This window comes from uncultured Shewanella sp. (genome assembly GCF_947501225.1).
Lineage (GTDB): Bacteria > Pseudomonadota > Gammaproteobacteria > Enterobacterales > Shewanellaceae > Shewanella.
Genome location: NZ_CANMUW010000003.1, coordinates 83529 through 98482 on the forward strand (window position 1 = coordinate 83529; position 14954 = coordinate 98482).

Consider the following 14954-nt stretch of genomic DNA (forward strand, 5'->3'; position numbering starts at 1 on the left):
TAACTCTCTTTTCCCGATAGACTTTATGTATAGAATCTATCCTGTTAGCAAAAAATAATATTAGTTTCTCAACGTTGTTTTATGTTAATGAAATTAGTTCCCCAGAAATCGGTCAGCATATAAATCAGTGACAATAAACAGCTTAGGTATATAGCAGTCATACTAAATCTGCGTTAAGGGTAGGGTATATTAGTCATAGTTTTTGTGACCTCGTCAGCCTTTATTGAACTGAATAAGTCATCTCACCTTTTTTCACATCTGAGTGGGACTTTTTTAGATCCTTTTAGATCTCAAAGCTGGCTAAAATAGCTGAAAAACAGTGGGCCACTCTTGGTGTAGGTCGTTGTTTTTATGTTGTTTTCACGTTTTTTTTACTGTCTGTATTTTCCCGTGTCTCATTTCTTGCTGTCACTCGTATTTTTTGCCAAACAATTATGGAAAATAGCCTCAACTCAATTGTTTTAGTTGTTCGGCTAAACAAGTGAGCTGCTTAGTTGAGTGATTATAAAACGATGAAAACTAGGAGAGAGTAGGAGAGATGATGAAAAACTGGAAACTAAAAGCAGCCACAGGTTTGCTGTTTTGTTTCACCGTGTCGGCTAATGTTAATGCAGCTGGTGGTAAATATAACAGTGTACCTGAGATGGGTGAGTCGGCAAAAGCTGCAATTGCCAATTATCAAGGAACAGAAGAAACAAAAGGTGTTAAATCACTTCACGATTATGTTGTTCAAGAAAGTGAGTTGTTTGATTTTTTATTCCAAAACCACCCTATGTTTAAATATCACGAAGAGGGCAACCTCATAGGTGAATATCATATTAGTGACCGTGGTGAAGAGTATTTTGATACGGGCAACTCACCTAAATATAGTGAACGTGTAGGACGCCCGAGTGCGGTGCAATATCGTCTGGGGGCAAAATCGACTCTTGATTTTCCTAATAACTTTGTTGGTCCGGAGAAGTGTGGTGAGTGTCATGCGGTTCAGTATGAGAAGTGGCAGCGTTCCCGCCACGCTAACGTGGTTCGCTTCCCAAGTGAAATTACCGACAAAGAGGTGCCAAATGGTGATCTAAGCGCGCGCCTCTACGGTAGTGAAGCCGGGATGTTACCGGATGGAATTCAGCCAGATGATGTTTATGCAATTATTGGTACACCGCGTACTAAATACGGTCTACTCGATAACTACTTAGTGCGTGGCACTTACCATATACGTGATGGCTTGCTTTCTGAAGGCACGGGTAAGATGGTTGCCGGTGCTAATCAGTTCTCACGTGGTTGGGCCGAGTGGCTAACTCCTGAGATGGCTAAGAAGATCAACAAGGTCATCCCTGAGTTTCCAACAAAGATTGAAGATTTTGGTGGGTCAGGTTCTCACCAGTGGGGCATGAGCTCTTACGGTGCTAAGTACGAAAAGGAGATGCTGTTTCAACCTGGTAGCTCATATTGTGAAATGTGTCATACCTACAAGTTCGACTTCCAATCTAAGCAGGAGTTCTTCGACGCGCTAGGTGATAGCAAGAAGCTTCAGGAGCACACAATCTCCAAAGGTATCTCTTGTGAGGAGTGTCATGGCGCGGGTGGTCACCTCGATGGTGGCACCGGTGGTATGCAGTCTAACTGTGAACGTTGTCACCAGCGTTTCAACTTCGTCGATGAGTTAGCCGACACCGAGAAAGGCCAGGAGAAGATGGAATATGCCTTTGGTGTGAAGATGAAGTCTGCCTGTCCATCTTGTGGTACCGAAGGTTCACAGATGTTTGCTTCTGCTCACTATGAGAAGGGGATGCGTTGTACGACTTGTCACGATCCACATGAAGTTACCGATGGAAACTTCCTCTCTGGTTTCACTAAGCCAAAACTGAAGAAAGATTGTGTTGATTGTCACGAGGCGCAGGCGACTATCGCTGCGAACACTGATACTCACAGCAATCAAACCTGTCAGAGCTGTCACATGCCTGCCATGGGTAGCTGTGAAAACTTCACAGCGGTTCAGTTCCCTGATATGGCCGGTTTCGATGCTGTTCGTAAATCCCATATGTGGAAAATTGATGTTCATCCGGAGCGAAAGACACTTAACCCGCCTGAAGGTAAGCCACGCGACTCAGCTGTAAAAGGCTGGACTGTAGCTAAGAACGAAGAAGACCGTAACTATCTGGATCTTATGTGGTCATGTGCCCGTACTTCAGTATCTGATCATGACAACGTTGAGAATAAAGGCTGTCACAGCCCATTCCAGTCAGAGCTTGAAACTGGCATGCACTACGATGATCAGATGGAGATCTACGGTGAAGTGATGAAGTGGCAGACACCGGTTAAAGAGGTATATGCACAAGTTGAGCAAGCACTTGTTCGTATCGATCAGCTTCTTGAGGTCACTAAGCTACCAACAGAAGAGAAGACTCAGGTGTTGATGTTAGCTGAGAAGGCGCAAGAGACGGTCGATCTCATTAAGAAAGACGGTTCCTGGGGAGTACACGGTTTCCGTTACAGCCAGAAGCGTCTGGATGCAGCACTGACTTATGTTACGCAAGCTCAGAAGATACTGGATGGTAATGGTTACACAGCCAAAGCTAACTAATCACTGAGTTGTTACCCGCTTCGAGCATCTCTATGAATGAGATGTTCGAAGCAAATATGAGAATTATTATGAATAAAGTACTTGGAATAATATTTTTAACTCTCTTTTTAACTGCATTATCTCCAACCAGTTCTGCTGGAGGAGGTTCGGAAATGGCTCCAGCTAAATATCATGAGTTCCAATTAAACACCATCACCATGATGGAAGCTGAAACATTGGTCGGAAAGAAAGGTGTTTACTTTTTCGATGTCAACACATTGGAACTGTGGGCAGAAGGATATATTCCAGGCGCTGTCTATTTTAATGTTAGAGATTGGAAGAAATTACTGCCAGAAAATAAAGATGCAGAGATGATCTTTTATTGTGCAAATCGATTGTGCAATGCAAGTGAAATAGCGGCGAGAGCTGTAATGAAACTGGGCTATACCGGTGTTAGACAGATGCCCGATGGTATTTATGGTTGGAGGTTGTCTAATCGACAAACTGAGCGACCATAAAATTAGTTGTTACATCATCGAGTAAAGTTAACCCTTAATTAATATAGAGTGATTTATGAAAGTGTTTAAAAAAAGTATCCTTGCAATCTCATGTTTACCACTATTTTTATCTGTGCAATGTATAGCAGAGACTGAATTGTCAGCCGATAACAATAAAGAGTCATATAGTATCGGTGCATCTTTTGGTAATTATATTTCGAGTCAACTGTATAGTCAGACACAGTTAGGCGCAGAGGTCGATGTCGATATCGTCGTTGAAGGCCTGCTCGACGCATTGAAAGGGAAATCAAAGCTATCAGATGAGGATATTCTCTCTTATCTCAATATTAGAGTCGAGAAATTAAATGCGGCTAAGGAAGAGAAGGATAAAGACCTTGCACTTAAAAACTTAGTTGCCGGTGAGAAGTTTTTAGCCGATAACAAAAAAAGTGCCGATGTGAGAGTGACCGAGTCTGGTCTGCAGTATGAAATCATTAGTCAAGGTAGTGGCGCAATGCCACAAGCGAATGATGTCGTAACTGTTCACTATAAAGGTTACCTCATTGATGGAACCGAATTTGATAACTCTTACTCCCGTGATGAACCCAATCGCTTCTCACTTGTTACTGTGATTGAAGGTTGGCAAGAGGGCCTGCAACTGATGAAGGAGGGAGCCAAATATAAGTTTAATATCCCTTCAGAACTTGCTTATGGCGAGCGTCAGGTTGGGGTGATCTCACCCAACTCAGCTTTAGTATTTGAAGTTGAATTAGTCAAGGTTGAAGCGCCGGGTGAAAATTCTCATGGCATGGGGCTTTCTCTTTCAAGCATGGGCGGGATGGGCATGGGTGGCATGATGGGTGCCAATCCTCATAAATAAGCACCAAGTTCGCAGTTAAAGAGAAATCCATTATGACTATATTACTAATTAGCATTGTTATTATTTGTATATTGCTGCTGATGACATTGTTTGGTCATCATACATTATATGGAATTAAACATACTTCATTTTTTAGTAATGATAATGAGTTTGACTCTAATCGAATTAAGTGTAAGGGCTCTTGCTTCGTATTTGTAGTGTTATTAAATATTACTGTAGTCGTCAGTATTCTTATTACCTACTCCTATTTAGGACGTTACAAGGATATTGATTTTGCCAGAGCCGATACTAATGTCGATTATCTACTCGCTGCGGAAATAAATAGAGCGAGAAAGCAGGCTGATGAGTATCCGAACGATAAATCTATGCTCATGAGCTTAGCCAGAGTATCAATGGATGGAGGTTTATACCTTGAAGCTGTTGAGGCTTTAGATGAACTGCTGGAATATATGGGTGATGATGCCGAAGTTTTCGGATTAAAAGCGACGGCATTATATTATAAGAACAATCGTTCTATGACTGATGAGGTTAAATTGTTGACTGAAAGTGCGCTAGCTTTATATCAACATGAGTTCAATGCCAGAGTGTTGTTAGCTAACGATGCTTATATTAATCATGATTATCAAACAGCCATAAATCACTGGCAAAATTTGTTAAATAATACTAAGCAGTCATTTAATCGTAGTGCAATTGAGTTTGCGATTAATAATGCACAGAACAATTTAGTCGCTAGATAGTGATTCAAATTAATAAAAATATAGTTCGCCTGATGGTGAATATCGGAGGATGCTGTGAGTGAAAATTTAGAGAGGCGGAGGTTTCTTAAGTGCTTAGGAGCCAGCTCTTTGATTATTGCACCGCTAGGGTGTAGCTCTGTCAAAGAGGAGGGGGAGAGTAATAAACCCCACTACACTATGGTGTTCGACCAGAATAAGTGTACCGGATGCGGTGAGTGTAAGCTTGCCTGTACCACCGCCAATAATTTACCTGAAGGTAAATCCCGACTCCTGCTTGAGCAGCAGTCCGGTGGTGTTGCAGGTGAGAAGTGTCCCCATTGTGGAAAGCTTGAATGTGGTTGTGAACGTAAATACGTTCGGGTTTCTTGCCAGCAGTGTAAGAACGCTCCCTGTGTCACTGTGTGCCCAACGGGTGCCGCTCACCGGGATGAGAAAACTGGCATAGTGACCATGGATGCGGATAAATGTGCCGGTTGTAAATACTGTATCGGTGCTTGTCCATATGATGCTCGCTTTATCAACAAAGAGACAGATGTTGCTGATAACTGTGATTTCTGTTTGAACTCAAAACTGTCTATAGGTGAGCTGCCTGCCTGTGTTCAGGCTTGTCGCTATGACGCACTGATTTTTGGTGATCTCAATGATCCAAACTCCTATGTAAGCAAGCTGCTTCGAGTGAAAGATGCTGTTCGAATGAAGCCTGGTTTCGGAACTGAACCGAGCCTGCGCTACATACCCATAGTTAAGTTAGGAGTCTAATAATGGACGGTAGTATTGAATTTTCAATGGGGCTATCTCAAGGGATTGCCTGGCCGTGGCCGATTGCTGTTTACCTGTTTTTTGCCGGGATCTCGGGTGGTGCGCTCTCTGTTGCACTGTTTATCCGCTTCTATAAGCAGCAAACTGAAAATACGGCATTTCTCAAAGCGGCATCACTGATGTCTCTGGTTACCATATCTCTGGGTATGTTATGCCTGGTGTTAGATCTGACCAATCCGTTGTTTTTCTGGCGAATTCTTGTCTTTTATAATTTGAACTCCGTCATGTCTATCGGTGTGATTGCCCTGTCGGCTTATATACCCTTAGTTGCTCTGGTGACGCTGTTTGCACTGGAAGATGAGATCAGAACATTCCCGGCATTACGCTTCCTGTTACCTGTCATCGCTAAGTTACGGTCAATACGTGCACCGTCAGAGAAGCTGGTATTCCTGTTAGCCCTGTCTGTGTGCGCCTATACCGGCTTTTTGATTTCGGCGTTGATTCGATTCCCGATTATTAACACCTCAGTCTTACCTGCGCTTTTTGTCGCATCGGGTCTTTCTGCCGGTGCTGCAGCCGCAAAGATGTTGGCTGTTGGCCTGTTTAAAGAGGACCTTCACAGCGGTGATATGAAGATTTTGCATGGTATTGAGTGGCCGATTATGGCAGCCGAAATCCTGTTCATCTTTATGCTGGCCATGTCTTTGTTTACAGGTAATGCGGGTATGCAGAGCGCCTTTGCAGCTTTTCATACCGGTACCTGGGCGAGTGTGTTCTGGATAGGCATTGTCGGAATAGGTTTTGCCGCCCCACTGCTGTTGAACTTTGCAACGACTAAGGCATTTAGCCATTCGGCTAAGGCGCTATATATGTCCGGCATGTGTGCGGTTGTCGGCATGATGTGTCTGCGTCTGTTTATCATCTATGCCGGTCAAAATCATGGTATCTAGTGAGCAGTACATCTGAAGTTAGCATGTAGCTGCTGTCGGTGAGTCGTTCCCTTCCCGTGTATCTCCAGCATGGTTATACACAGGGGATGGGGCGAAAACAAAAACTGAACTACGGTGTTTTGTCGGTCAATATTAATTGAAATTGGTTGTGATAGTGAGTTTGCCATCGGTGTGCGTCCCCCTAAGCGCATGTTCCGATGTGGATAATCCCATTTTGCCTCAACTGTGATCGATTAAATAGGCTGGCTGTGAGTAAGCCGGCTCCTGTTAAATCGCCCCTGCAAGGTTGTAACAGGGGCATGGCCTGAAAGCACCTTTGGAGAAAGTATGAAAAAGTTAATCAGCTTAATGTTTCTTATCCCTGCGCTCTTCGCCTGTAGTCAGGGGGCAATAGATGCTCCACAAGCTGAGGCTAGAGCAATTGAAAAGCATGAACGATGTCATCTCTGCGGCATGATGATCACTAAATATCCGGGGCCTAAGGGGCAGGTTCATCTGAAGGGACAGTCGAAAGTGCCGAAGTTTTGCTCTACCCGCGATATGTTTAACTTCGCACTTCAAGCTGAAAACAGACGACAAATTTCTGCGTTATTTGTCCATGATATGGGAGCGACAGATTGGGACCATCCGGGTGATGAAGCCTTTGTCGATGCCAGAACAGCTTGGTATGTATATGGCACCAGTAAGAAAGCGGTCATGGGACCCGCTGTTGCCAGCTTTAAGACTCAGTCTCAGGCTGTGGAGTTTGCCCGCGAGTTCGGTGGTGCCGTTTTGCCGTTTGAGCAGGTCGATCTTGCACTGTTATCCGGCGAGTAGCAGTTAGCAGTGAGATGATGATTTTCTTGAAAAATGCTCTTTTGCGTCAAATGCTCAGACACAGGTGTCACTGTCATGGTTTCAAGTTCCTGTTTGCGCTTGTGAATCTATTCTTACTTGGGTTGATAGCACTTCTTTTCTCTTCGCTGAGTTTTGCCACGACCTATAGCGTCAGCGACTCCGGAGAACTTAAGGCTGGACTGGCTCAGTCCAGTGCGGGGGATTTAATCTTGCTGCGGGCGGGAGTCTATTCCGGCCAGTTTGAGATCCACCAAGGGATCACGTTAACGGGAGAGAGGGGCGCAGTCATCGATGCTATGGGCCAAGGCAGTGCCGTTACCATCTTTGCTTCAGATGTGACGGTTAATCATCTTGAGATCCAGAACTGGGGAGCAGATCTTTATGAGCGAAACTCCGGCATCCTGGTTCAGGACCATGCCCATAGAGTCAGGATTGAATCGAACCGCTTAACAGGTAGTGGTTTCGGTGTTTGTGCCGAAAACTCGGCTGATATTATCGTCTCTGACAACATCATCTCCGGCGATCCCGAACGTTTTAAGCTGGACAGAGGGGATGGTATCTATCTCAAGCGGGTCGAGTCGCCACTGATCAGAGGTAACAAGATCTTTCATGTCAGAGATGGCGTATATATAGAAGCCGGAAAGCATAGTCTGATATCTGATAATCACTTTTCCGAACAGCAATATGGTATTCACTATATGTATTCGAAACATGATGAGGCCTATGGCAATGAGGCGGTAGGCGTCGATGGTGGTTATGCCCTGATGAGCTCAGAAAATATCAAGCTTTACCGCAATCGTGTCAGAGGTGCCAGAGAGTTCGGAGTGTTACTCAACATGACTCACAACTCGATCGTATCCGGGAACCGGGTTTTTGAAGGCCATAATCCACAAGGAAAGGCCGCGCTCGGAAACGAAGCAAAGGGGATCTTTGTCTATGGCGCCTTAGATAATGAGATCAAACATAACCTTTTTTCAACCAGTGATATAGGTATCTATATGGCAATGGGGGGCGAGGGTAACCTTGTCTATGGTAACCAGTTTGTGAATAACAGAACTCAAGTTAAATATGTCGGAGAGCAGCTCCTGGAGTGGAGTCATAACAAGAGGGGAAACTTCTGGAGTAGTCAGCTGGGATGGGACAGCAATAAAGATGGTATTACCGACAAACCCTATCGGCCAAACGACAATTTAGACAAGCTTTTCTGGCTTTATCCCGAAGCCGGTTTCTTGATGAATAGTCCAGTGGTAGCCCTGCTTAGATGGGTTCAGAGTCAGTTCGAGTTCACATCGGCCGCAGGCATTGTCGATAGCTTCCCTCTGAGCTCTGCCGATATGGAGTCGCGCCTCTGATGAACAGATATATTCCGATAAAGCTGAATGATGTCAGCCTTAAATATGGTGACTTTACAGCCTTAGACAAGGTCTCTTTTGGGGTTAAACCTGGGCAGATGATGGCACTGCTAGGTCATAACGGTGCAGGAAAGTCCAGTATAATCAAACTTATATTGGGATTGGTTGCACCAAGCTCAGGCTCTGTAACCATCATGGGAGAGAGTGCGCAATCACCTCGCCATAAGCATAAAACCAATTTAGGTTATCTGCCCGAAGATGTGAGCTTTTACGACAAGTTGACCGGTAGGGAGGTGCTGAACTACTTTTCTGCTCTTAAGCGGGTACGCCCGGCTCGTGTAACCGAACTTATCGAAGAGTTCGGGCTGGGTTATGCTCAGGACAGACAGCTTAAGACCTATTCGAAAGGGATGAAACAACGCTTGGGCGTCGCGCAGGCCATACTGTCAGATCCTGAAATTCTGCTGCTCGATGAGCCCACCGTCGGACTCGATCCCCAGGCCTCTCAATTTCTATACGGAAAAATCAATCAGTTAAAACAGCAGGGATGTACGGTTGTGGTGAGCACTCACGAACTCTCCCTCGTCGAATCTCATATGGACACCGCCTTGATCATGTCTAAGGGGAGGCTGCTGGCCATGGGGCCGAGTTCAGAGATGAGTGCAAGGAGTTCCCTCAAGACCGGGATTGAATTTGGCGAATTGGCTGGGTTGGTCGAGCGTGATCACTACCTGAAACGTTTCTTTATCGATGGTCGGTTACAGGTCGCACCGGCTCAGAAGCAGCAGATGATTAAGTATTTAGTATCCCGGTGGCAGATCTTCGACTTCACCTTAACTGAACCCAAGCTCGAAGATATTTATCACGACCTGATGCAGCATCCAATTTTGAGTCAACTTGAGCAGTCAATAGAGTTTATATGAACAGACCAGCGTCCCCCGTATTGATCATCGCCGCTAAAGAGATCCGTGACAGCTCCCGAAATCATTGGTTTGGTTTCATGGCGGGTATCTTCCTGCTGCTCTCTTTGAGTGTAACCTTTGCCGGCAGTGCAGCAGGTGGCAGCCTCCACCTTCCAACGCTCGTCAGCTTGATGAGTAGCCTGTCGACCCTGTCGGTTTTTATCATCCCATTAGCGGCGATCTTACTCAGTTACGACAGTTTCGTCGGTGAAGATGAGTCCGGCACCTTGCTCCTGTTGCTCTCCTATCCTCTGAGCCGAACGCAGATCTTAGGTGGCAAACTACTCGGACATATGGCGGTGATGTTGTTGGCGACCAGCTTTTCATTTGGGCTGACGGCTATGCTGCTACTGCTGATTGGTGAGCAGTATCAAGTCGTCGGTTTAATCGGTGCATTTGCTCAGTTTCTGCTGAGCAGTAATTTGTTGGCGTTGATCTTTATTTTATTCAGTTACATCGTCAGCCTTAAATGCACAGAGAAAGCTAAGGCGGTAGGTTGTCTGCTGCTGGTATGGTTCCTGTTTGTACTCATCTATGATCTACTGTTACTGGCTATCCTGGTTTCAGACCTCTCCTTTGTAAATCAATATATTGTGAATGCTTTGATCGCTTTTAATCCGACAGATCTTTACCGGGCTATCAACTTGATGGCTGTCGAAGGTGGAGATGCCGGCGGGAGCCTTGCGGTGATAGCTCAGAGTGATTGGGGGGGATCGGGGATGTATCTGCTGATGTTGTTATGGATCGCGCTGTTAAGTTGGATCTCCCATAGAATTTTTCAGCGTAAACACCTATGAGTTTAGGCGTTTTTTACCCTTTCTTAACCCTGAATATCATTAAATCCTAAATATGTGAACATTACCTTCATACAGGAGAGGGAACACTCTAAATTATGAGCGAATTATCACATTCTCCTTTATTGCTTAATTGTAAAATTTAGAGTCTTGATAAAGTGATAAATCACGCAATAAACATAGAAAATTAGTAGGGGTAAATGGTGTTGAAAATCACTCCTTATCTGGAGTTAGATACAGAAGCCAATCATTTAATTGATCACGTGAATGGCAAGAATATCAGCCTGACTTTCTCAGAGTCTGCGGTGTTGAGTCGCCTGCTTACCTCTTCCAACTCTGTATGTTCTAAAGATGAGCTGCTCAGTGCCGGCTGGCCCGATCGTGTCGTTGCAACAACATCATTAACTCAGTGTATCAGTACCTTGCGTAAGAAGCTCGACCCCTATCGAGAGGTGCAACTGAAAACGGTTGCCCGCCGTGGCTATCAGTTGCATGTATCGACCCAGTCCCATGTGAAGATGTTGGCAGTGAATGATGCCGAGTCTATGCGCGCAGCCATTGTCAATGTTTCACTGATGGTCAAAGTTTCAGGTATTGTATTTGCGGTATTTTTGCTGTTACTCGCCTGGTACTTTAGTGATTATCACAAGGTGAGCCAGAACTTGTCTCGCTGGAGCAGCGATAAACAGGTTGAGCTTAAAATTGGCGGAGTAACCGGTGAGGCGCAACTACTCTATAAAGATAATGCGCCCCATCTACACCCATCTATGTGGGAAAAGCATCTCGACTCCGACGGTGATTACCTCACCTCCTATGGGGGATTCAATGCCTTTGTGGCCACCGATGGTACAAATTACTCGATGGCCATCTGTCCGGGCGATGATAAGCAGTGCTCAGGAAACGGGCTGATTAACATCACTTCGGTCGACTCCGAACCCGCCGGTTTAAATATGAAAGATTTTGCCGAGCTGTCTAAAAAGATGGAGCAGCGGATCCGCTACAATCGCATCATGCTGCCTGAGAGTGAAGAGGGCGTCGGAGCCTTGATTGAGCACCACTACCATGCAGATGTCTACTTTCCTGTGAAGGGGGAGTTGCTGATCAGATCCGATATCAGTATGTCCCTCATCTATGACTCGGACACTACGGGTGAGTTTCACTCCTCGACCTGTATTACCGACGAGGACTGCCTGACTACGCCGATTAAGTACAAGATTCGAGGAAAGTTTAAGCAATACAGTGAGACCATTGATGATCTGAGAGTCGATGCATTTCAGGTGAGCGTACAACAGAAAGACCTGATTAAACCCGAGCGACTCAATGCTTCGGCGGTTCCCTTCTATCGTGATCTGAGAAAGCGTGATATCAAGGATGAAGAGCTCTATTTCTTCCGCATATACCAGGATGATAAGACGGCGGTATGGATAACGCCCCTCTTTGGTCAGGTTACGGCCTGGTATAAATATGACAAGGTTGATATCTGATACCTATCGGTTAGTATCCACTTTTGTTGATGGGGCCCGTATTTATTACGGGCTTTTTTGTCTCTGTCTGCAGCGCCTTTATGGTCGCTGATAGCCTGTAACCGCTGCGTGTGTTAATCATCTTAATCTCCTTCCTAAGCCAATGAGCGGCAATGTATGACCTGATATCGGGGAGAGCATTAAAATGCCTTCCCGGCAGCGCTAAAGGCCGCTCCTCGCCCTTGGCTGACTCTCCCGTTAACGGTTTAATCTCCTGACACTGCTTAGATTCACTTCCGCTTCGGTTTTCTGTTTCATCACTTTTGACCCTGATCAGAACTAAAAGATCGGCTTTTATTTCTAAAATGATATTTTTTGAGATGTTTAAGTTGTTGAAAATTAGTGTAAATGTTGGTTTTACATCTGATTGAATCTGATGTTTTTTTTAGTGTGCTTTGCAGCAAATTTTTACTGTTTTTTATATGGAGAATAGCTGTTGCTCAGTTGTTTAGGTCAATCGGTGAACGGTTAGATTTCAAAAAAAGCATGTTTATAAGACATGCCAAAAACATGAAAAATAAAACAATGATAAGTAGGAGTGAATGATGAGACGATGGAAACACAAGGTAGCATTAAGTGTGCTGTTTTGTTTTGGTGCCATTGCCAATGCGAACGCTGCCGGGAAGTATGACAGCATACCTCAGATGGGAAAAACGGCTAAGGAGTCGATTGCAAATTACCAGGGAACAGAGAAGATCAATGGCGTGAAAACGCTGCATGACTATATTGTGCAAGAGGAGGAGTTGTTCGATTTCCTCTTCGAAAATCACCCGATGTTTAAGTATCAGGAGTCGGGCAACCTGGTCGGTGATTACCATATCAGTGACCGTGGTGAGGAGTATCTCGATACCGGTCACAGCCCTAAATACTCTAAGCGCGTAGGTACTCCGCGTGCTGTTCAGTATCGCTTAGGTGCTAAATCAATCCTTGATTACCCAAACAACTTCGTAGGTCCTGAGAAGTGTGCCGAATGTCATGCGACTCAGTATGAGAAGTGGCAGCGTTCACGTCATGCAAAGACAATTCGTTTCCCTGGCGAGCATCCAGAGGTCAACAACGACCTTGAACAGACCATGTACGGCACTAAAGACACCTCTATCCTGCCAGACGGTATTACCCCCGATGCTATCTATGCAACGGTAGGTACGCCTCGTACTAAGTATGGCTTCATCGATGCGTGGATGGTTCGTGGTACTTACCACATCGAAGGCGGTCTACTTAAAGATGGCACAGGTAAGATGGTTGCCGGTGCTAACCAGTTCTCCCGTGGCTGGGCCGAGTGGTTGACGCCTGAGATGGCGAAGAAGATCAACGATGTTATCCCTGATTTCCCGACAACACTTGAAGCCTTCGGTGCTTCAGGTTCACACCAGAAAGGGATGAGCTCTTACGGCGCTAAGTACCGTGAAGCCATGTTGTTCCAACCGGCAAGTTCTTACTGTGAAGTTTGCCATACCTTCAAGTTTGATTTCCAAAGCAAGCAGGAGTACTTCGATGCTCTGGGGGATCCGGAGAAGCTACGTAAGCATACCATCAGTAAAGGTATTGCCTGTGAAGAGTGTCATGGCGCAGGCGGTCACTTAGATGGTGGTACCGGCGGCATGCAGTCTAACTGCGAACGTTGTCACCAGCGCTTCCAGTACGACGATACCCTGGCCGATACGCCTCAGGCACAAGAGAAAGGGGAATACGCTTTCGGTGTGAAGATGAAGTCACTATGTCCATCTTGTGGTACCGAAGGTTCACAGATGTACAACTCTGAGCACTATGAAAACGGCATGCGCTGTACTACCTGTCACGATCCCCATGAAGTAACCGATGGCGATTGGAAGTCAGGTTTTACTAAGCCAAAGCTTAAGAAAGACTGTCAGGACTGTCACGAAGCTCAAACCTTAATCGCGAGCAATACAGATACTCATAGCGAGCAAACCTGTCAAAGCTGTCACATGCCTAACATGGGTAGCTGTGAGAACTTCAAGGCGATGCAGTTCCCTGATCAAGCTGGTTTCGACGCCGTTCGTAAGTCACACATGTGGAAGATCGATGTCGACCCAGAGCGCAAGACACTTAACCCGCCAGAAGGACAACCACGTACCGGTGGACCCGATGGCGTTAAAGGTTGGACTGTTGCTAAGAACGAAGAGGGTCGTAACTACTTGGATCTAATGTGGTCTTGTGCACGTACCGCTATCTCAGATCACGATGTGGTTGAGAACAAAGGTTGTCACAGCCAGTTCCAGTCAGAACTCGAAGTGGGGCTGCACTACGAAGACCAGAAAGAGATCTATGGTGAAGTGATGAAGTGGCAAACACCTGTTAAAGAGGTCTATGCCAAGGTTGAGCAGGCGCTTGAGCGTATCGACCAGCTACTCGAAGTCACTAAGCTGTCTGTTGAAGACAAGACTCAGGTTCTGATGCTTGCAGAGAAAGCGGAAGAGACTGTCAATCTGATTAAGAAAGATGGCTCTTGGGGTGTGCACGGGTTCCGTTATACCCAGAAGCGTCTCGATGCTGCGCTTACTTATGTAACACAGGCGCAAAATATCCTGGACGGAACGGGTTACGCGGCTAAATAAGGCCTGCTGACTCATTAGCAAAACCTATCCCGGTATCTCAGAGGTTTGAGGTACCGGGATAAACAAGAGAATTAATTATGAAGAAAGCACTGGGTCAAATTGTCGTTTCACTCACTTTACTGTTAAGTGCTGCAACATGTTATGCCGGAGGCGGTTCGGATATGGCACCGGCTCCCCACCATGATGTTCAGTTAAACCCGATCTCAATGATAGAAGCCGAAACATTGGTGGGTAAAGAGGGGGTCTACTTTTTTGATGTTAATACGCTTGAGCTATGGGCTGAAGGGTTTATTCCAGGTGCTATCTATTTCAACGTTAAAGACTGGAAAAAGCTACTTCCAGAGAACAAAGATACCGTGATGGTTTTTTACTGTGCCAACCGCTTGTGTAACGCCAGTGAAATAGCGGCAAGAGCCGTGATGAAGCTGGGCTATACCGGTGTACGACATATGTATGACGGAATATATGGGTGGCGCTTATCAAACCGGGTGACGGAAAAACCATAACAGATGGATCTGCAGTAAAAGCAC

Annotated in this window: 13 protein-coding genes; all 13 read left to right on the forward strand. The window is 45.6% G+C overall.

Features of this window, described 5'->3' with window-relative positions; all coding sequences use genetic code 11:
• Positions 1 to 541: 541 nt before the first annotated feature.
• Positions 542 to 2578: a cytochrome c3 family protein gene (locus tag Q1B47_RS05885; protein WP_299790099.1), complete on the forward strand. Its 2037-nt coding sequence runs from the start codon at positions 542 to 544 to the stop codon at positions 2576 to 2578.
• Positions 2579 to 2646: 68 nt separating this feature from the next.
• A complete protein-coding gene (locus tag Q1B47_RS05890) occupies positions 2647 to 3075 on the forward strand; it encodes a rhodanese-like domain-containing protein (protein ID WP_299790102.1) in 429 nt (142 codons plus the stop codon).
• 55 nt (positions 3076 to 3130) lie between these two features.
• The gene (locus Q1B47_RS05895) at positions 3131 to 3934 is read left to right on the forward strand and encodes an FKBP-type peptidyl-prolyl cis-trans isomerase (RefSeq protein WP_299790105.1); all 804 of its coding nucleotides are present in this window, start codon (positions 3131 to 3133) and stop codon (positions 3932 to 3934) included.
• A gap of 32 nt (positions 3935 to 3966) precedes the next feature.
• The gene (locus Q1B47_RS05900) at positions 3967 to 4671 is read left to right on the forward strand and encodes a cytochrome C biosynthesis protein (protein ID WP_299790108.1); all 705 of its coding nucleotides are present in this window, start codon (positions 3967 to 3969) and stop codon (positions 4669 to 4671) included.
• Positions 4672 to 4725: 54 nt separating this feature from the next.
• A complete protein-coding gene (locus tag Q1B47_RS05905) occupies positions 4726 to 5430 on the forward strand; it encodes a 4Fe-4S dicluster domain-containing protein (RefSeq protein WP_299790112.1) in 705 nt (234 codons plus the stop codon).
• 2 nt (positions 5431 to 5432) lie between these two features.
• The gene (nrfD, locus tag Q1B47_RS05910; protein WP_299790115.1) at positions 5433 to 6380 is read left to right on the forward strand and encodes an NrfD/PsrC family molybdoenzyme membrane anchor subunit; all 948 of its coding nucleotides are present in this window, start codon (positions 5433 to 5435) and stop codon (positions 6378 to 6380) included.
• A 327-nt stretch (positions 6381 to 6707) separates the two neighbouring features.
• Entirely contained in the window at positions 6708 to 7196 is a 489-nt protein-coding gene (locus Q1B47_RS05915) for a nitrous oxide reductase accessory protein NosL (protein WP_299790118.1), read from the forward strand.
• Between the two features lie 14 nt (positions 7197 to 7210).
• The gene (gene nosD / locus Q1B47_RS05920) at positions 7211 to 8569 is read left to right on the forward strand and encodes a nitrous oxide reductase family maturation protein NosD (RefSeq protein WP_299790121.1); all 1359 of its coding nucleotides are present in this window, start codon (positions 7211 to 7213) and stop codon (positions 8567 to 8569) included.
• The gene (locus Q1B47_RS05925) at positions 8569 to 9492 is read left to right on the forward strand and encodes an ABC transporter ATP-binding protein (protein WP_299790124.1); all 924 of its coding nucleotides are present in this window, start codon (positions 8569 to 8571) and stop codon (positions 9490 to 9492) included. The genes nosD and Q1B47_RS05925 overlap by 1 nt, the downstream gene beginning before the upstream one ends.
• Positions 9489 to 10328, forward strand: a complete 840-nt coding sequence (locus tag Q1B47_RS05930) for an ABC transporter permease subunit (protein WP_299790127.1) — start codon at positions 9489 to 9491, stop codon at positions 10326 to 10328. Before Q1B47_RS05925 ends, Q1B47_RS05930 begins: the two co-directional genes overlap by 4 nt.
• A 200-nt stretch (positions 10329 to 10528) precedes the next feature.
• Positions 10529 to 11809 carry a winged helix-turn-helix domain-containing protein gene (locus Q1B47_RS05935; RefSeq protein ID WP_299790130.1) on the forward strand — a complete coding sequence of 427 codons (1281 nt, stop codon included), beginning with the start codon at positions 10529 to 10531 and terminating at the stop codon, positions 11807 to 11809.
• A 584-nt stretch (positions 11810 to 12393) separates the two neighbouring features.
• Positions 12394 to 14424 (forward strand): multiheme c-type cytochrome, encoded by a 2031-nt coding sequence (locus Q1B47_RS05940; protein WP_299790133.1) that lies wholly within the window; start codon positions 12394 to 12396, stop codon positions 14422 to 14424.
• A gap of 77 nt (positions 14425 to 14501) precedes the next feature.
• Positions 14502 to 14930 carry a rhodanese-like domain-containing protein gene (locus Q1B47_RS05945; RefSeq protein ID WP_299790136.1) on the forward strand — a complete coding sequence of 143 codons (429 nt, stop codon included), beginning with the start codon at positions 14502 to 14504 and terminating at the stop codon, positions 14928 to 14930.
• Positions 14931 to 14954 lie beyond the last annotated feature (24 nt).

What these genes read in the sequence shown, in the direction of transcription:
- Q1B47_RS05900 (WP_299790108.1), top strand. Translation starts at nt 3,967, where the DNA reads ATGACTATATTACTAATTAGCATTGTTATTATTTGTATATTGCTGCTG.
- Q1B47_RS05925 (WP_299790124.1), top strand. Translation starts at nt 8,569, where the DNA reads ATGAACAGATATATTCCGATAAAGCTGAATGATGTCAGCCTTAAATAT.
- nrfD (WP_299790115.1), top strand. Translation starts at nt 5,433, where the DNA reads ATGGACGGTAGTATTGAATTTTCAATGGGGCTATCTCAAGGGATTGCC.
- Q1B47_RS05940 (WP_299790133.1), top strand. Translation starts at nt 12,394, where the DNA reads ATGAGACGATGGAAACACAAGGTAGCATTAAGTGTGCTGTTTTGTTTT.
- Q1B47_RS05915 (WP_299790118.1), top strand. Translation starts at nt 6,708, where the DNA reads ATGAAAAAGTTAATCAGCTTAATGTTTCTTATCCCTGCGCTCTTCGCC.
- Q1B47_RS05945 (WP_299790136.1), top strand. Translation starts at nt 14,502, where the DNA reads ATGAAGAAAGCACTGGGTCAAATTGTCGTTTCACTCACTTTACTGTTA.
- Q1B47_RS05895 (WP_299790105.1), top strand. Translation starts at nt 3,131, where the DNA reads ATGAAAGTGTTTAAAAAAAGTATCCTTGCAATCTCATGTTTACCACTA.
- nosD (WP_299790121.1), top strand. Translation starts at nt 7,211, where the DNA reads ATGATGATTTTCTTGAAAAATGCTCTTTTGCGTCAAATGCTCAGACAC.
- Q1B47_RS05930 (WP_299790127.1), top strand. Translation starts at nt 9,489, where the DNA reads ATGAACAGACCAGCGTCCCCCGTATTGATCATCGCCGCTAAAGAGATC.
- Q1B47_RS05890 (WP_299790102.1), top strand. Translation starts at nt 2,647, where the DNA reads ATGAATAAAGTACTTGGAATAATATTTTTAACTCTCTTTTTAACTGCA.
- Q1B47_RS05885 (WP_299790099.1), top strand. Translation starts at nt 542, where the DNA reads ATGAAAAACTGGAAACTAAAAGCAGCCACAGGTTTGCTGTTTTGTTTC.